Origin of the sequence: Flavobacterium sp. AED, from assembly GCF_000812945.1 — a bacterium.
In the GTDB taxonomy this organism is placed as follows: Bacteria; Bacteroidota; Bacteroidia; order Flavobacteriales; family Flavobacteriaceae; genus Flavobacterium.
Genome location: NZ_JSYM01000001.1, coordinates 1,179,335 through 1,197,596, shown reverse-complemented (window position 1 = coordinate 1,197,596; position 18,262 = coordinate 1,179,335). Strand labels below are relative to the sequence as shown.

At 35.7% G+C, this 18,262-nt stretch carries 13 protein-coding genes; 5 read left to right on the top strand and 8 right to left on the bottom strand.

The window, feature by feature from the left end; all coding sequences use genetic code 11:
* Positions 1-57: 57 nt before the first annotated feature.
* The 3 genes from OA85_RS05355 to OA85_RS05345 form a co-directional block, all read right to left on the bottom strand.
* Entirely contained in the window at positions 58-987 is a 930-nt protein-coding gene (locus OA85_RS05355) for an AraC family transcriptional regulator (RefSeq protein WP_039108455.1), read from the bottom strand.
* 82 nt (positions 988-1,069) lie between these two features.
* Positions 1,070-4,435 carry a transcription-repair coupling factor gene (gene mfd / locus OA85_RS05350; protein WP_039108454.1) on the bottom strand — a complete coding sequence of 1,122 codons (3,366 nt, stop codon included), beginning with the start codon at positions 4,433-4,435 and terminating at the stop codon, positions 1,070-1,072.
* Entirely contained in the window at positions 4,428-5,045 is a 618-nt protein-coding gene (locus tag OA85_RS05345; RefSeq protein ID WP_039108453.1) for a hypothetical protein, read from the bottom strand. The genes mfd and OA85_RS05345 overlap by 8 nt, the downstream gene beginning before the upstream one ends.
* Positions 5,046-5,267: 222 nt before the next feature.
* Here OA85_RS05345 and OA85_RS05340 point away from each other — a divergent pair, with 222 nt between their 5' ends.
* A complete protein-coding gene (locus tag OA85_RS05340) occupies positions 5,268-6,215 on the top strand; it encodes an L-threonine 3-dehydrogenase (RefSeq protein WP_039108452.1) in 948 nt (315 codons plus the stop codon).
* 64 nt (positions 6,216-6,279) lie between these two features.
* On the opposite strand, the gene OA85_RS05335 is transcribed toward OA85_RS05340, so the two are convergent.
* The 4 genes from OA85_RS05335 to OA85_RS05320 form a co-directional block, all read right to left on the bottom strand.
* Positions 6,280-8,163 (bottom strand): M1 family metallopeptidase, encoded by a 1,884-nt coding sequence (locus OA85_RS05335; protein ID WP_039109391.1) that lies wholly within the window; start codon positions 8,161-8,163, stop codon positions 6,280-6,282.
* 63 nt (positions 8,164-8,226) lie between these two features.
* Positions 8,227-9,837, bottom strand: coding sequence for a S8 family peptidase (locus tag OA85_RS05330; protein ID WP_039108451.1), 1,611 nt, complete (start codon positions 9,835-9,837; stop codon positions 8,227-8,229).
* A 185-nt stretch (positions 9,838-10,022) separates the two neighbouring features.
* Positions 10,023-11,651: a S8 family peptidase gene (locus OA85_RS05325; protein ID WP_039108450.1), complete on the bottom strand. Its 1,629-nt coding sequence runs from the start codon at positions 11,649-11,651 to the stop codon at positions 10,023-10,025.
* A 72-nt stretch (positions 11,652-11,723) separates the two neighbouring features.
* Complete coding sequence (locus OA85_RS05320; protein WP_039108449.1) at positions 11,724-12,584, bottom strand: MBL fold metallo-hydrolase; 861 nt, start codon at positions 12,582-12,584, stop codon at positions 11,724-11,726.
* Between the two features lie 168 nt (positions 12,585-12,752).
* Here OA85_RS05320 and OA85_RS05315 point away from each other — a divergent pair, with 168 nt between their 5' ends.
* The 4 genes from OA85_RS05315 (at position 12,753) to sufD (ending at position 16,723) form a co-directional block, all read left to right on the top strand.
* Positions 12,753-13,082 (top strand): iron-sulfur cluster assembly accessory protein, encoded by a 330-nt coding sequence (locus tag OA85_RS05315; RefSeq protein ID WP_039108447.1) that lies wholly within the window; start codon positions 12,753-12,755, stop codon positions 13,080-13,082.
* Positions 13,083-13,100: 18 nt separating this feature from the next.
* Positions 13,101-14,549, top strand: a complete 1,449-nt coding sequence (gene sufB / locus OA85_RS05310; RefSeq protein WP_039108446.1) for a Fe-S cluster assembly protein SufB — start codon at positions 13,101-13,103, stop codon at positions 14,547-14,549.
* 32 nt (positions 14,550-14,581) lie between these two features.
* A complete protein-coding gene (gene sufC / locus OA85_RS05305) occupies positions 14,582-15,334 on the top strand; it encodes a Fe-S cluster assembly ATPase SufC (RefSeq protein ID WP_039108445.1) in 753 nt (250 codons plus the stop codon).
* Positions 15,335-15,406: 72 nt separating this feature from the next.
* Positions 15,407-16,723, top strand: coding sequence for a Fe-S cluster assembly protein SufD (gene sufD / locus OA85_RS05300; RefSeq protein WP_039108444.1), 1,317 nt, complete (start codon positions 15,407-15,409; stop codon positions 16,721-16,723).
* Positions 16,724-16,823: 100 nt separating this feature from the next.
* Here the strand turns inward: sufD and OA85_RS05295 are convergent, their stop codons facing one another.
* Positions 16,824-18,173 (bottom strand): serine hydrolase, encoded by a 1,350-nt coding sequence (locus OA85_RS05295; RefSeq protein ID WP_039108443.1) that lies wholly within the window; start codon positions 18,171-18,173, stop codon positions 16,824-16,826.
* Positions 18,174-18,262 lie beyond the last annotated feature (89 nt).

Sequence of the window (18,262 nt, the reverse complement as noted above, 5' to 3'; positions counted from 1 at the left end):
TGCGTGAAACAATAAATTGGCAAGCAGATCATGCAGATTTAAAAGGATTCAATTTATTTAAACCCTAAAAGATAATGGAGACAAAGCCGTTTGTTTTTTGAAAAAATTAGAAAAATGCGCCAACTCTTCAAAACCCAGTGAATAGGCAATTTCCGAAATGTTCCAGTCGGTTTCTTTTAATAAAATTTTCGCTTCATGAATCAATCGGTCACTGATTAACTCGGTGGTAGTTTTACCGGAATTCTCTTTTAAAACTTTATTCAGATGATTGACATGAATAGCCAAACGGGCCGCAAAATCTTTAGCCGATTTCAATTCTAACCGTTGCCGCGGTGATTCAATTGGGAATTGTCGTTCGAGTAATTCCATAAATAAGGAAGAAACTCTGGCTGCCGAATTGTGTTTTGAATATAAGGCAGTTATGGGTTGTAACTTTTGTCCAAAGTGTATCAACTCCGCAACATAATTCCGAATCAAATCGTATTTATACACATAATCCGAATTGATTTCTTTGTGTATCTTTTTGAATAATAAATCAATCTCTATTGTTTCTTCATCCGTAAGTTGGAAAACAGGATACCCATCCGTTTGAAAAATAGGCAGTTTATCTAATTCTATTCCACTTTTGTCCTTGGTTAAAAACTCACTGGTAAAGACACAAAAATGTCCCGACTGTTGCGTGTCTTGTGGAACATAATGATATGGGATTTTGGGTGTGGCAAATAAAAGAGCATTCTTTTCAATATCAATTACTTTGTCTGCATATTCCACTCTATTTTTACCCCGTATCAAGCTTATTTTATAATACGCTCTCCGGTCATAAGGCATAAAAGACTTATCCTTTAGCCTTTCATAAAGTTCTTTGATATTGAAAACATTGAAATGACCAATTTCTTTTTGGATTCCATTGGGCAATAATGTACTCGGTTCCGTACTGGAGTCTCCAGAGATTTCCTGGTAAAACTCGTCTATTGATTTTAATTTCATTGCTAATGAATTTGTAAAAATCAAATATACAAATTTTATGAAACTTTCTGAATTTTGATACCGGAAGCTTTTATTTCAAAAGCTACTTCCCCAACATTTCCATAAATTCCAAAGCTGTTCTAGTATTCTTCACATTGTCAAAAGTCAACAGTAATCGCAAACCAGCTGGCGTTTGTTTTTCTTTCATTTTACAAATAGAACTGTGTGTTTGTACAAATTGCAACACCTGATGAAAACGATTGGATTGATAATAATCCGATTGTTGATCCGACACAAAATACCCAATCATCTTGCCTTGTTTCATCACCAGTTTCTCGATTCCAATACGGGTAGCAATCCATTTGATTCGAATGCTATTCATTAATGCATTGGCTCGTGGAGGCAAAGGACCAAAACGGTCAATCAATTTATTCTGGAAAATAATGAGTTCTTCTTCATTTTTTACACCGCCCAATTCATTGTACAAACTCAATCGTTCCGAAACATTATTGATATATTCGTCAGAGAATAACAACTCAAAATCCGTATCGATTTGCAGGTCTTTGACATATTCTTTGGTTTCCAAATTATTTTCCTCCGGATACAAATCCTTGAATTCATTTTCTTTCAATTCATCGATGGCTTCATTCATAATTTTTTGATACGTATCAAAACCAATTTCATTAATGAAACCGCTTTGTTCGCCTCCCAATAAATCTCCGGCACCACGAATCTCTAAATCTTTCATTGCGATATTGAATCCGCTTCCCAATTCACTAAATTGTTCCAAAGCCTGAATTCGTTTTCGGGCATCATCCGTCATTGCAGAATACGGAGGACAAATAAAATAGCAAAACGCTTTCTTATTGCTACGCCCTACTCGACCACGCATTTGATGCAAATCAGATAATCCAAAATTATTCGCATTATTGATGAAAATCGTATTCGCATTGGGAACGTCCAAACCGCTTTCGATAATAGTGGTGGCTACCAAAACATCAAATTCTCCATTCATGAAAGCCAACATCAATTCTTCCAGTTTTTTTCCTTCCATCTGTCCATGACCAATTCCAACTCTGGCATTGGGCACCAAACGCTGAATCATTCCGGCAACTTCCTTGATATTTTCTATTCTGTTATTGATAAAGAAAACCTGTCCGTTGCGCTGAATTTCATACGAAATCGCATCCCGAATCAATTCTTCACTAAAACCAACTACATTCGTTTCAATTGGATATCTGTTTGGCGGAGGTGTTGTAATTACGGATAAATCACGCGCTGCCATCAATGAAAACTGCAACGTTCTCGGTATAGGCGTTGCCGTCAAAGTCAGCGTATCAACATTCGCAGCAATAGTTTTGAGTTTGTCTTTTACGTTGACACCAAATTTTTGTTCCTCATCCACAATCAACAATCCCAAATCTTTGAAAACTACATTTTTGTTGACCAATTGATGCGTTCCAATCACAATATCGAGTTTTCCTTCGGCTAATAACTTTAAGGTTTCCGCTTTTTGTTTGGCAGTTCTGAAACGGTTTAAATAGCCAACAGAAACCGGCATATCTTTCAATCGTTCGGTAAAAGTTCTATAATGTTGGTACGCTAAAATGGTTGTAGGAACCAATATCGCAACTTGTTTGCTGTTATCGACTGCTTTGAAAGCGGCACGAATGGCTACTTCGGTTTTACCAAAACCTACATCCCCACAAACCAAGCGATCCATCGGACGGTCGCTCTCCATATCAGCTTTTACTTCTGCTGTCGATTTGGTTTGATCCGGCGTATCTTCGTAAATGAACGAGCTTTCCAGTTCATTTTGCAAATAACTGTCGGGAGCAAACTGGAATCCTTTTTCCAATCGTCGCTTGGCATACAACTGAATCAAATTGAATGCAATATGTTTAACGCGCGCCTTGGTTTTTTGTTTTAAAACCTTCCAGGCATTCGAACCCAATTTGTAAATTTTGGGTGGCGTTCCGTCTTTTCCGTTGTATTTTGAAATTTTGTGAAGCGAATGAATACTTACATACACAATATCATTATCGGCATAAACGAGTTTGATTGCTTCTTGCGTTTTGCCTTCAACCTGTATTTTTTGCAAACCTCCAAACCTTCCAATTCCGTGATCAATGTGCGTCACGTAATCCCCAACGGATAAGGTCGTCAGTTCTTTTAAAGTAATATTCTGTTTTTTCGAATAGCCATTTTTGATGCTGAATTTATGGTAGCGCTCAAAAATCTGATGGTCGGTGTAACAGGTTATTTGGTTTTCCTCGTCTATAAATCCTTGGTACAAAGGCAAAACAACGGTATGGTATTGTTTTCTGATGTTCTCCGAATTCGCCTCATCCAAGGTTTCGAAAATATCATGAAAACGTTTGGCCTGAGCATCATTGGAACAAAATAAATAATTTTTGTAACCATTGAAATGATTTTCATTCAGATTATTCAACAACAAATCAAATTGTTTATTGAACGACGGTTGCGGCTGAATGTGGTATTCGAATTTTTTGGTGGTTCTAAAAATAGCTTTCGGACTCAATTCCACAATGGAGAAATCCAACGCTCTTTTTATAAACTCCGTTTGATTCAAGAACAATTGTTCCGGCGTCGAACGTTTTATTTCCTGTGACAATTTTGCGAAAGCTTCTTCGGCTTTGCCAAATTGTTTGTCTAATTGCGATAAAAAATCTTCGGTATTTTGGATAAAAATTACCGTTTTCTCCGAGATATAATCCAAGAAACTTTCCCGGTTTTCCTGAAAAACTTTATTTTCTACATTTGGGATTATCGTGATTTTCTTCTGTTGTAAAATTGATAATTGGGTCGCTACATCAAAACTACGGATGCTCTCCACTTCGTCCCCAAAAAACTCAATTCGGTACGGATTATCATTCGAAAAAGAAAACACATCCACAATTCCTCCACGAACCGAAAATTCTCCGGGTTCCGTAATGAAATCAACTCTTTTGAATTCGTATTCGAACAATACTTCGTTGATAAAATCGATAGAAATCTTGTCTCCGACAGCTACTTTCAACGTGTTTTTATCCAATTCTTTTCGGGTCACCACTTTCTCGAATAATGCTTCGGGATACGTGACAATAACTGCCGGTTTTTTACGGGAATTGATTCTGTTCAGGACTTCGGCGCGAAGCAAAACATTCGCATTATCCGTTTCTTCAATTTGGTATGGACGACGGTATGAACCGGGATAAAACAAAACATCCTGGTCACCAACCATCTGTTCGAGGTCGTTCAAATAATAAGCGGCTTCTTCTTTATTGTTTAAAATAACCAAAAAAGGAAGTTCGGATTTCTTAAAAATCGCACGAATTACAAAGGAAAGCGCTGATCCGAGTAATCCAGAAAGGTGCATTTTTACTTGATTATTTTCCAATAAACGAGCAACAATTTGCTGCGTTTTTGGTGCATTATCGTATGTATTATATAAGGCTTTTTTACTCAACGCGTGGCAGATTTGGGTCGATTGGTGTATTAGGTGCTGGCGTATTAGGAATTGCTCTTGAAGCATCCATCATTTTCAATAAGTCGGATTCTCCTTCTTCGACTGGAATTTTACTTTTTTCTACGATTTTATCCATTTGTCTTTGTAAGGAAACCAATTCCAAATTAATTTCCGCAACTAACTGCGTCACTTTTTTATCGGGAATATTATCCAGGTGAATGAATAAATCCAGCATTCGGACCTTAGTGATTACCGTCGAAATTCTACTTTTTATCTGAGGTTTACTAAAATTATAAGGAACATTATCGTTCAAAGCCATTGCTTTTTTAGAAAGTGCTTTGGATTTTTGTTGAAAAGCACCAATGGTTTTTTTAGGCTTTTGAGCTAATTCAGCCAAAAACATACGCAATTCATTCCAGGTAGCGATGCTTTTTTCAGAAGCCTCTGTTATAGGTGTATCATAAAAAACCCAGCCTTTCTCTATATTTTTAAATATGACTTCTTTTTTTTTGATCTCTTTCTTATTTTCGGCAATCCGTTTTTGACTATCATCTTGACACGAAAACAAGATGAAAATCAGAGAAAAGAAGACTATTATTTTGTTTATCATTTGAATTTGAATTAAAGTACAAAGTTACAAAGTAAATTTACAATTACGAATTACAACATAGGAATAACAATCTAATATTCTTGAAGCTCTTTTTATATTTAAAAGAACAAAAATTAAGAATTTTACACCCATTTTAAATACCATTTTAGTAAATTTATAACTGTTTTAATCAAATTTGTGTTATTTACGAAAACGTTATCTTTGTATTTCAAAACAGACAAAATGAGTACTAAAATATTGATTATCGGCGCTTGCGGACAAATTGGAACTGAACTTACCCATAAGTTGCGAAAAATATATGGAACAGAAAACGTAATAGCTTCCGATATTCGAAAACTGAATAATGATGTTGTTAATTCAGGTCCTTTTGAAGTGGTAAATGCGCTGGATTTTAATCAAATTGAGCATCTTGTAGAAATTCATCAAATCGATGAAATCTATTTAATGGCAGCATTACTATCAGCTACAGCCGAGAAAAATCCTGCTTTTGCTTGGGATTTGAATATGAATTCTTTGTTTCACGTTTTGAATTTGGCGAAAGCCAAAAAAATAAAAAAGATATTCTGGCCTTCCAGTATTGCTGTTTTTGGACCAACAACGCCTAAAGAAAACACACCACAATACACCATCATGGAACCTTCAACGGTTTATGGAATCAGCAAACAAGCTGGCGAAAGATGGTGTGAATACTACCACAATATTTTTGGCGTTGATGTGCGAAGCATCCGTTATCCTGGCTTGATTAGCTGGTCTACACCTCCGGGAGGTGGAACTACAGATTATGCCGTGGATATTTTCCATAAAGCACTTTCAGACAAAACATACGAATGCTTTTTATCCTCCGAAACTAAAATGCCAATGATGTATATGGATGATGCGATTGCTGCAACGATACAAATTATGCAGGCGCCAGTCGAACAAATAAAAATTCATTCTTCCTATAATCTGGCCGCAATGAGTTTTACACCAACGGAGATTGCTGCCGAAATCAAAAAACACATCCCTGAATTTACTGTTACATACAAACCTGACTTCCGTCAAAAAATAGCCGATAGCTGGCCTGCAAGTATTGATGATACTGAAGCTAGAAAAGATTGGAATTGGAAACACAAATTTGATTTGGAATCCATGACCGTGGATATGTTGAAAAATTTGAGCGCCGAAAAATAAAATTTATTCTTTAAAACCAAAAAGAGTCTAGCGTAAACTAGACTCTTTTTGGTTTAATGAAAAATTACTTTATTTCATACGTATTATTCACTTGTTTCACATCGGCCATTAACCCACTTGGGTCAATGGTAATTTTCTTTACGGTTTTGTCGGTATGTACCCAGTAAGTGTATGTAGGATAAGCCCAAGCCCAATCATTCAAAACCGTTCTTTCAATATTTGGATTTGGGTTTTCTTTCTCGAAACTCATCATGCGCAACGGAATGTAAAAACTCTCTTTCGTACCATCCGTATATTCGACCAATAAATCTATTGGCATTGGCATTCTCCCAATTCTTTCCAAAGTGATTACCGTGTTTTTTCCGGTATAACCAAGATCAACTCTAACTTCCTTAATTCCATAATCTACAGTATTTGTGGTTTGTGTCCAATCCACCAAATACCAATCTAAATTTGCCCCTGAAACACGTTCAGCTGTTCTCTTGATATCATTTGGCGTAGGATGTTTGAACTTGAAATCTTGGTAGTATTTTTTTATTGTTTTCGCTAAATTATCCTGTCCAATCACATAACCCAATTGCGACAAGAAAATACTACCTTTTCTGTACGATTGCGTGCTGTAAGTTCTATTTTCATCATAACGATCGCCATGCGTAGATTGGGATTGCTCTTTACCCGATTCTACTAATTTATAATACCCTTCGTAATTATCTTTGAATGGATTTTCTTCTTTTTTGACTGCTATTTCATTTAATGCAAAATCCTCAACGTAAGTGGTAAAACCTTCATCCATCCAAGGATGTTTCGATTCATTTGAAGCTAGGATATGTTGAAACCACGAATGTCCCAACTCATGCGTTGCTGTTCCTAAAATTCCTTTCAAAGTTCCGTCACCTAACATCAACGTACACATTGCATATTCCATTCCGCCATCGCCACCTTGAATAAAGGAATATTGTTTGTATGGATAATCTCCAATGTGTTTGTTATAGAAATCCATTACATTGACCATTAATGGCTCTAATTGTTTCCAATTTTCCATTGTCTTTGGACTATTTTTATACAAAAAATGCAAGTCAACATTATTAGGTCCTTTGACTACATCATGCATGTAATTTTTATCGGCAGCCCAAGTAAAATCATGAACCATTGGCGCTATAAAATGCCACGTCAATGTTTTTGTTTTCTTTGGATAGACCACTGTAACTCCTGTCTCTTGGTATCCGTGTCCAATTTGGTTTTGGTTTTGCAAATAACCGGAACCACCCAAAATGTAATCCTTGTCAATCGTAATGTTTACATCAAAATTTCCCCAAACACCGTGAAACTCTCTTGCAATATAAGGATCCGCATGCCAGCCTTCAAAATCGAATTCGGCTATTTTTGGATACCATTGCGCCATTGACAATTCTATTCCTTCCACATTATTTCTTCCGGAACGACGAATTTGAACTGGAACTTGGCCATCAAAATCCAACGTAAAAGTAGTTTTTGAATTGGGTAGTATTGGCTTTGCCAAAGTTACTTCGAGAATCGTCCCTACCGTTTTTGCGGAAGCGACAATTCCATCTTGTTTGAAATTAGTGATTTTTAAATACCCAATTTCATTAGGCTTCAAAGTTTTGATTCGGCTTTCTTTGACATCTTTTCCGTCAACTTTTATTTTGTTGACCATTCTGGCATCCGGATCTTTGATACTTTGAATTCTGGCATCCATTTCACTTCCGGGTTGGAAAGCATTATTGAACAAATGGTAATATACTTTTTTCAAAGTATCAGGAGAATTATTAGTATACACCAATTCCTGTTTTCCTTTGTATTGATAATTTTTCACATCCATCGTGACGTCCATTTTATAATCAACATGTTGTTGCCAATACGTGGAACTTTGAGCCAATAAAGCACTACAATTAAGTGTGATAAAAGATAGTAAAAAGAGTTTTCGCATCATTTTTTATAATAAAAAATGGAAGAGCAAAAGCTCTCCCATTAGATTAATACCTATTTGAATTTAATTTTTAGATATTCTTTCAGCCATAATCAAAGCATTATAAGCATTGATCATTTTTCCTGATTTTGAAGTTTCAGCATTTAATTTTTTCTCTTGAGTCTCTCCCAATTCTATCGTTTCTGGAAGTGGCGTTCCTGAATCCATCAAGATTTGTTTAACCTGAGCAGCAGATAATTTAGGATAATACGAGCGAACTAATGCCGCAACACCAGCCGCATTTGGTGAAGCCATTGAAGTTCCTTGTTCGTATTTGTATTTATTATTTGGCACTGATGCATAAATTTCCATTCCCGGTGCATACACATCTACATTAATTTTTCCATAATTAGAAAATGGCGCAACTACTGCTTCACCATATACATTATTCAAGGCTCCAACAGTAAGTACGTTTTTAGCAAACTCTATTTTGTTGTCTTCCGAATCATTTGGAAAACTGATGTTTTTTTCTAAATCAATATCATTTCCCTCATTTCCTGATGCATGTACGAACAAAACATCTTTCTTTTCAGCATATTTTATAGCATCAAAAACCCATTGTTTGTGAGGAGAATAGTTTTTTCCAAAACTTCCGTTGATTACTTTAGCCCCATTATCAACTGCGTAACGAATCGCTAAAGCAATATCTTTATCGTATTCATCACCATTAGGAACGGCTCTTACGGCCATAATTTCAACATTATTTGCTACTCCATCTCCCCCCAAATTGTTATTTCTCACTTGAGCAATAATTCCGGCAACGTGAGTTCCGTGCAACGCTTCTTCTTTATCCGGTCCGTAAACAACATTGTTTCCGTATTTGTTGTCTTTTATGTCATCCGGATTATCACCAACTGATTTTCTTCCGTCAAATTCTTTATTTAAATTGTAATTCAACTGGTCGTAAATGTACTTTCTATACTCTTCGATATCAGCGGCAAATTTTGGTCCTGACTGCCCAATAACGCGAGTCATAATCATTTTACTTCTATTCAAATTTTCATCAGTACTAACGATTGCATTCAATTCTTCGAGTGTGTAATCGTCTTTCTTTAAATACGTTTGAATTGCTTTATTCGTATTCAAAAGAAAATCCACTTGCTGTTTCCCTTCTAAAGCTTCATCATATTTTTTTTGATAATCTGCTTTAGCATTCTTATACGTTACTGATCCATCATCTGCTTTTTTTAGAATACGGGTCATCTCTAAATTTTCAAATCCTGAATCGCCAAGAAAATTCCAACCGTGAATGTCATCTACAAACCCGTTTTTATCATCGTCAATTCCGTTTCCGGGAATTTCTTTCGTATTGGTCCAAATCACTGATTTTAAATCTTCGTGATCAATATCAACTCCTGAATCTACAATCCCCACGATAACTTTTACTCCTTTTTTATCTTTCAATAATTCGGCATACGCTTTATCAACGCTCATTCCAGGAATCGTATCTTTCACTAAATCTAAATGACTCCAACGTTTTAAATCAGTTTCACTTATAGGAGCAACTTTCTTAATAATTAACGGCGCACTTACTATTGTAGGCGCAGTAGTTTTAGAAACTTGTTTTTGAGCATTACATCCCACTATTGCAAAAAAAGCAACCGCTGAATAGTAAATTGGTTTAATATGGTTCATTTATAAATTTTTAAAATTAAATGTGGGGTCTAAATTATGTTTTTTTGTCTCAGAATTTAAATGGATTAACACTCCATTAAGATTTGTTCGAAAGCAAAGAAATGAATATTAAAAGGTATTTTCATCTTGTTCTAAATAAAAATGGAAGGACAATATGCCCTTCCATTTGTAAACAAACTGATTTATTATTTTTTAGACATTTTTTCAGCCATCAATAAAGCATTGTAAGCATTTACTATTTTTCCTGATTTAGATAAAGTAGTAAAAGATCGTGTGTCAGCAGGTTTTCCACCAACAATAACATCTGTTGTAATTGCTACTCCTGAATCCATCAAAATATGTTTCACCTGTTGTGCCGATAATTTTGGGTAATACGAACGGATTATTGCTGCAACTCCGGCAACATTTGGTGAAGCCATTGACGTCCCTTGTAAATATTTATAAGAATCATTTGGTGTAGTTGCATAAATTTTTACACCCGGCGCAAAAACGTCAACATTGGTTTTTCCAAAATTTGAAAATCGTGCTACTACTTTATTTCCGTATTCAAAATTTAACGCACCAATTGTGATTACATTATCAGCAAATTCAGTTACTTTATCATCCGAATCATTAGGGAAATTATTTTCGGTATCGAGGTTTTTTGCATCATTTCCGGCAGCATGAACAATTAATACATCCTTTTTCTCTGCATATTTGATTGCATCATAAACCCATTGTTTGTGTGGTGAAAAGCTTTTTCCAAAACTTCCATTAATTACTTTAGCACCATTATCAACCGCATAACGAATCCCAAGAGCGATATCTTTATCGTATTCATCACCATCTGGCACTGCACGAACAGTTAGGATTTCAACATTATTTGCAATTCCATCACCACCTAATTGATTGTTTCTAACTTGAGCAACAATTCCCGCAACGTGAGTTCCATGAAGAATTGCATTCTTATCCGGACCCATAACGTTATTGTTACCATATTTTGTATCTGTAATATCTTCTGGGTTATCTCCAACAACTTTTCTGTAATCTGTTTTTAGATTTTCTCCATTTAAAACAGCATTAAAACCATCTAATTGTTTTTGAACAGCTGCTTTTAAGTCCGTTAAAGGCATGCCATAAGAAAGCATTTGCTCCATAGCAGCCTTACTTTTTTGTACTTCCGGTTCTTGTGAAACAATTGCTTTAACTTCTTCAATTGTATAAACCGGCTTTCCAAAATGCTTAATCAATCTAGCATCCCCTTCGTTTAGGGTAACTAACATTTGCTCCAAGCGTGTTTTCCCTTTAGTTGCATCGGCAATTTTAGTATCATTTGTCGCTTTTGCTGCTTGATACGTTACTTCATCAACTATGTTTTTGTTTTTGATGATTCGCTCATATTCGTAATTTTCTTTGGTGATATCTCCAAGGAAATTCCAACCGTGAATATCATCAATATATCCATTTTTATCATCATCAATTCCATTTCCTGCTATCTCTTTTGTATTGGTCCAAACCACCGATTTTAAATCTTGATGCTCAATATCAACTCCTGAATCTACAATACCCACGATAACTTTTACCCCTTTTTTATTTTTCAATAATTCAGAATACGCTCTATCAACACTCATTCCGGGAATCGTATCTTTTACGATATCTAAATGACTCCAACGTTTCAAGTCATTTTCAGTTATTGGTGCCTTTTTTGTAATGTTTAAAGGTGCGCTTATTGCAGTCAGCGTTGCATTAGAATTAGAAACTTGTTTTGAAGCGCCACATCCTGCCAGAACTAATAGTGCAAATGCTGATAAATAAATTGGTTTAATACTATTCATTATTTGTTATGTTAAGTTTTAAATATTTGTCTAAAATAAATTATTTTGTTACAAAAATATTTAGGGTTAACATTATGTTAGGATTTGTTCACACGTAAATCGCTCTTTCAACCGAACTCCTTTTTCTGTTTTTTCGACCGTTATAATTTCGTTATGGGCATCGTGTTCCAAAAATAAATAATGATTATTCTCAGCAGCAGCGTTTAGAAATTTTGCTTTTTCTGGCATGGTCAATAAAGGTCTCGTGTCATATCCCATTACATACGGAATAGGAACGTGTCCGGCTGTTGCCAATAAATCCGCACAAAAAACAATGGTTTTATCCTGATATTGAATATAAGGAATCATTTGTTTCTCCGTATGACCATCGGCAAAGAAAATACCAAAACCCAGTTCCGATTTTTCAAGGAAATCACCTTCCGGTCTTTGGATAAAATGCAGCTGACCGCTCTCTTGCATCGGCAAAATATTTTCAGAAAGAAACGACGCTTTTTCTCTGGGATTTGGTTTTGTTGCCCATTCCCAATGGCTGTCATTACTCCAAAATTTAGCATTTTTAAATGCTGGTTCGTAGCCCGTTTTGTCGGTATTCCATTGCACACTTCCCCCGCAATGGTCAAAGTGTAAATGCGTCATAAAAACATCAGTAATATCATCCCGATGGAAACCAAATTTAGCCAAAGATTTATCCATAGAATGCGTTCCCCAAAGCGAATAATACCCGAAAAATTTCTCGGATTGTTTGTTTCCCATTCCGGTATCAATCAAAATCAATTTATTATCATCTTCAATTAATAGACAACGCGCAGCAATGTCAATTAAGTTGTTTTCATCGGCTGGATTGGTTTTATTCCAAATAGTTTTGGGTACAACCCCAAACATCGCACCACCATCTAATTTAAAATTTCCAGTTTCTATAGGATATAATTTCATGATTTTTCTTTTTTTCGAGAGGAACCAAAGTTAAGGAATTCAAACGCTTTTACTCGGTTCAAATAGGTTTTTTCTATTTTTGCATTGGCTATAAAAATGACATCAATTATGGAAAAAGATTTTTATACACTATCTTTGTCCTTAATTTAGACAAAATCAATATAAGCTATGATAAAAGTTTCTGACACTGCAAGAAAAAAAATCATCGATCTAATGAAAGATGATGGTTTTGATGCTGCAATCGACTACGTAAGAGTTGGTGTAAAAAGCGGCGGATGTTCTGGATTGTCTTATGATTTAAAATTTGATAAAACAAAAAGCGAGGACGATAAAATTTTTGTAGACAACGATATCACTATCGCTGTTGAGAAAAAATCTTTTCTATACTTAGCCGGAACAATATTAGAATTTTCAGGAGGAATAAATGGTAAAGGATTTGTTTTTAATAATCCAAATGCCAATAGAACTTGTGGATGTGGAGAGAGTTTCTCTTTGTAAAACATTAAATAAAAAAATATGTCAAAATATACCGAAGACGACTTAAAAATCGAACTCGAAAACAAAGAATACGAATACGGATTTTATACCGAATTAGAATCAGAAACGTTTCCTATTGGTTTAAATGAAGATATCGTTAGGGCTATTTCACACAAAAAAGGAGAACCTCAATGGATGACTGATTGGCGTCTTGAGGCTTTTCGTGCTTGGGAGCTAATGACAGAGCCGGAATGGGCTAATGTGCATTATACCAAACCTGATTTTCAGGCGATTTCTTATTATTCTGCTCCAAAAGTCGTTGATCCTAATAAAACATTGGACGATGTAGATCCGGAACTTTTAGAAATGTATAAAAAGTTAGGTATCTCTGTAGATGAGCAAAAGATGATGAATAATGTGGCCATGGATATCGTTGTTGATTCGGTTTCAGTAGCGACTACTTTCAAGAAAACATTAGGAGAAAAAGGAATTATCTTCATGAGTATTTCTGAAGCCATCAAAGAACATCCAGAATTAGTTCGTAAATATTTAGGAACGGTTGTGCCACAAAAAGATAATTTTTATGCGGCGCTAAATTCGGCAGTTTTCTCTGATGGTTCTTTCTGTTATATTCCAAAAGGCGTTCGTTGCCCAATGGAACTTTCGACTTATTTTAGAATCAATCAAGCAGGAACAGGGCAATTCGAAAGAACATTATTAGTTGCTGACGAAGGCAGTTATGTTTCCTACTTAGAAGGTTGTACGGCTCCAAGCCGTGATGAAAATCAATTGCACGCAGCTGTAGTAGAACTAATCGCACTAGACGATGCCGAAATAAAATATTCAACCGTACAAAACTGGTATCCTGGAAACAAAGAAGGAAAAGGTGGTGTTTTCAATTTTGTGACCAAAAGAGGAATCTGCGAGAAAAACGCAAAAATTTCTTGGACACAAGTAGAAACTGGTTCAGCTATAACTTGGAAATATCCTTCCGTTATTTTAAAAGGAGATAATTCAACAGGAGAATTTTATTCGATTGCTGTAACCAATAATTTTCAACAAGCCGACACAGGAACCAAAATGATTCATTTAGGTAAAAACACTAAATCGACCATTATTTCTAAAGGAATTTCTGCAGGAAGATCACAAAATAGTTACCGTGGTTTAGTGCAAATTAGCGCTAGAGCGGATAACGCCAGAAACTTTTCACAATGTGATTCCTTATTAATGGGGAACAATTGCGGAGCACATACTTTCCCTTATATCGAAAGTAAAAATCCATCGGCAAAAATCGAACATGAGGCTACGACAAGTAAAATTGGTGAAGACCAAGTTTTTTATTGCAACCAACGTGGAATTCCAACCGAAAAAGCTATAGCCTTAATCGTAAACGGTTTCAGTAAAGATGTATTGAATAAGTTACCAATGGAATTCGCAGTAGAAGCACAAAAATTATTAGAAATTTCTCTTGAGGGATCTGTAGGATAACCTTTTTAAGACTTTATAAAAACAAGACGTTTATGTTATCAATAAAAAATTTACACGCCTCCATTGGGGACAAAGAAATATTAAAAGGAATCAACCTTGAAGTAAAAGCTGGAGAAATTCACGCGATTATGGGACCAAACGGTGCTGGGAAAAGTACCCTTGCTTCCATTATTGCAGGAAACGAAAACTACGAAGTAACCGAAGGTGAAATCTCTTTAGATGGTGAAGACCTTTCTGAATTGGCACCAGAAGAAAGAGCGCACAAAGGCGTGTTCTTGTCGTTCCAATATCCAGTAGAAATTCCAGGAGTTTCAGTAACGAACTTCATGAGAACCGCTATTAACGAAACTCGTAAAGCTAAAGGTCTGGAAGAAATGCCTTCTAACGAAATGCTAAAAGTGATTCGTGAGAAATCAGAATTATTAGAAATCGACCGTAAATTTTTGTCTCGTTCTCTAAACGAAGGTTTTTCTGGTGGAGAGAAAAAACGTAACGAAATTTTCCAAATGGCAATGTTGGAACCAAAATTGGCTATTCTTGATGAAACTGATTCTGGACTTGATATTGATGCCTTGCGTATTGTTGCTAATGGGGTTAACAAACTAAAAAGCGACAAAAATGCAATCGTAGTTATTACGCACTACCAAAGATTATTAGACTATATCGTCCCTGATTTTGTTCACGTACTATACAACGGAAAAATTGTAAAATCCGGTGGAAAAGAACTAGCACACGAACTGGAAGAAAAAGGATACGACTGGATTAAACAAGAACAAGAAGCGTAAAATTAGTTTGCAGTTTACAGTTTGCAGTTTGCAAAACTCCAACTTACAACTACCAACTTATAACTACCAAAAATGGAATTAAAAGAAAAATTACTATCGTCTTTTATGGCTTTCGAAGAGCGTGTCGATGTTCACTCTGAACTTCATGATGTGAGAACTTCAGCCATAAAAAACTTTGAAGATAAAGGTTTCCCAACCAAAAAAGACGAAGCTTGGAAATATACTTCGCTAAATGCCATCCTAAAAAATGACTTTACCGTTTTTCCAAAGCAAGAAAGTGCAATTGAATTTAACCAAGTAAAAAAATACTTTTTACACGAAATAGACACCTATAAAGTAGTGTTTATTGACGGCGTTTTCAGTTCTCATTTATCGTCAACAACACACGACGGAATTGATGCTTGTTTGATGTCATCGGCATTGACAAAACCGAAATACAAAATGATTATCGACACCTATTTTAATAAAATAGCGAGTAAAGATGAAAGTTTGACTTCTTTGAATACGGCTTTCGCCAATGAAGGAGCGTATATCCACATTCCTAAAAGTAAAGTGGCGGATAAGCCTATTGAGATTATGTATTTCTCAACAGGAAACGAAGCGGCACTTTTGGTTCAACCGAGAAACTTGGTAATTGTGGGTGAAAATTCACATGTTCAAATTATCGAACGCCACCAAAGTTTGACCGAAAATCCCGTGTTAACGAATTCCGTTACCGAGATTTTTGCTCAAAAACGTGCTATCGTAGATTATTACAAAATTCAAAACGATGCGCTTGAAGCGAATCTAATCGATAATACATTTGTTTCTCAACAGAAAGAAAGTCACGTTTCAGTACATACCTTTTCTTTTGGAGGAAACTTAACGAGAAACAACTTGAATTTTTATCACTTTGGGGAACGATTGACAAGTACCTTAAATGGAATCACAATTATTGGTGAAAAACAACACGTAGATCATTATACTCTAGTGAAACATTCGGCTCCAAATTGCGAAAGTTTCCAAGATTATAAAGGAATTTATTCTGATCGTTCTACAGGAGTTTTCAACGGAAAAGTGTACGTGGAGAAAGACGCTCAAAAAACGAATGCGTTCCAAAAAAGCAACAACATTCTATTAAGCGACAAAGCGACAATAAATGCTAAACCACAATTGGAAATTTTTGCTGATGACGTAAAATGTTCTCACGGTTGTACGGTTGGACAATTAGACGAAACGGCTATGTTCTACATGCAAGCACGCGGAATTCCTAAAAAAGAAGCTAAAGCGTTATTGATGTACGCGTTCTCGAATGCCGTTATCGAAAATATCAAAATACCGGAACTTAAAAAACGAATTACCACTATTATCGCCAATAAATTGGGCGTGAAATTAGGATTTGATTTGTAGTTTTTAAACACAAAGTTCGCAAAGATTTACGCACAAAGGGCACAAGGTTTTTTACTAAACTTTGTGCCCTTTGTATTTTTTTGCTTTGTGTCCTTTGTGGTTAATTTTTCTCCAAACTCCCCACAATCCCTTTCAACATTCCATTGAAATCAAATTCAGGTTCTTCAGTCAAACCCATTCTTACGATTACTAAATCCAATGATGGGATAATCGCTACCATTTGACCTTGAAAACCACTACAGTAATACATATCTCTTGGAACATCAGGAAAGTGTCCGCTGGCATTGAGCCAAAAGTGTCCGCCGTATCTTCCGTTGGAAGTATTCGTAGGAGTTGTGGTGTATTTTATCCAACTCTCGTCCAAAATTTGTTCGCCGTTCCAATTGCCTTTGTGCAAATACAACAACCCAAATTTTGACCAATCGCGTGTTGTAGCCCAACCGTAGGACGATCCTACGTAATTTCCCGCCATATCCGTTTCGACAACCATCGAGTTCATTCCTATTTTATCAATTAAAGCGGAATACCAGAAATCTAAATATTCCTGATGCGTTTTGAACTGCTTCCGCAAAATCCCTGAAAGTAAATTAGTAGTTCCCGAAGAATAATTCCACCGCATATTGGGTTTAATTTCCGCCGGTTTCTCTAGTTGCACCCGAGTCATATCTTCGGCTTGAAAAAGCATTTTGGTAGCATCACAAATAGTCTTGTAATCCTCTACCCATTGTAAACCGGAATTCATGTGCAGCAAATCGCTTGTTGTAATCAATTTCCGTTTGTCATTCGCCCATTCTGGAATTGGAGCAGAATCATCAATATCGTATTTCCCCTGTTTTTGAAGGATTCCAAATAATGCGCTCGTGATACTTTTAGTCATGGACCAACCCAATATTTTACTGTTTTTATCGAAACCCGAGTCATATTTTTCGGCAATGATTTTATCTTTATAAATCACTAAAATGGAACGGGTTCTTTTTTTGATTTCGGTAGTTTTATCAAAAGCATTGGCGACTGCCGCATTCAATTTAGTATAATCAATAGTACTAAAAACGGTATCTTTTGGCTCATTATTTCCATACGGAAAAGGCAAATTGTTGTTCGATTTCGTTCTTTTTGGAACTTCATACGGTTTTGTGACATCAAAATCATCGTTGATTAAAGTGGCTCCCAAACCTTCACGGTAAATTGCTTTTCGTTCTTTCAAACCATAAACTGAAGCATCCGCAAATTTTCCGGCATCATCGATTTTGTTTTTCGCCAAATCAATCATATCGATATCATTGTCCCCTTTCTCAATCATTTGTTGGGAACGATTATCAATAAAATGTCCCGAAGCGATACTTTTGGCTGAAAAGCCAGAAATTAAATCCAGTTTTGGATAGGTGGTGAATCCAAAATAAAAGATTCCGATAAAAGAGGCAAAACCAACGAACTTGAAGAGTTTTTTCATAGTAGCTAATTGTAAAACAATGCAATATAATTATTTTTTAGTCACGAATTCTCGAAATTAATTTTAATAAAACACCGAAATTAATAGAA

Excerpts from the sequence above, each read along its gene's own strand:
- OA85_RS05320 (WP_039108449.1), bottom strand. The coding sequence starts at position 12,584 with ATGAAATTATATCCTATAGAAACTGGAAATTTTAAATTAGATGGTGGT.
- sufB (WP_039108446.1), top strand. The coding sequence starts at position 13,101 with ATGTCAAAATATACCGAAGACGACTTAAAAATCGAACTCGAAAACAAA.
- OA85_RS05330 (WP_039108451.1), bottom strand. The coding sequence starts at position 9,837 with ATGAACCATATTAAACCAATTTACTATTCAGCGGTTGCTTTTTTTGCA.
- OA85_RS05295 (WP_039108443.1), bottom strand. The coding sequence starts at position 18,173 with ATGAAAAAACTCTTCAAGTTCGTTGGTTTTGCCTCTTTTATCGGAATC.
- sufD (WP_039108444.1), top strand. The coding sequence starts at position 15,407 with ATGGAATTAAAAGAAAAATTACTATCGTCTTTTATGGCTTTCGAAGAG.
- OA85_RS05315 (WP_039108447.1), top strand. The coding sequence starts at position 12,753 with ATGATAAAAGTTTCTGACACTGCAAGAAAAAAAATCATCGATCTAATG.
- sufC (WP_039108445.1), top strand. The coding sequence starts at position 14,582 with ATGTTATCAATAAAAAATTTACACGCCTCCATTGGGGACAAAGAAATA.
- OA85_RS05335 (WP_039109391.1), bottom strand. The coding sequence starts at position 8,163 with ATGCGAAAACTCTTTTTACTATCTTTTATCACACTTAATTGTAGTGCT.
- OA85_RS05355 (WP_039108455.1), bottom strand. The coding sequence starts at position 987 with ATGAAATTAAAATCAATAGACGAGTTTTACCAGGAAATCTCTGGAGAC.
- OA85_RS05345 (WP_039108453.1), bottom strand. The coding sequence starts at position 5,045 with ATGATAAACAAAATAATAGTCTTCTTTTCTCTGATTTTCATCTTGTTT.
- OA85_RS05325 (WP_039108450.1), bottom strand. The coding sequence starts at position 11,651 with ATGAATAGTATTAAACCAATTTATTTATCAGCATTTGCACTATTAGTT.
- OA85_RS05340 (WP_039108452.1), top strand. The coding sequence starts at position 5,268 with ATGAGTACTAAAATATTGATTATCGGCGCTTGCGGACAAATTGGAACT.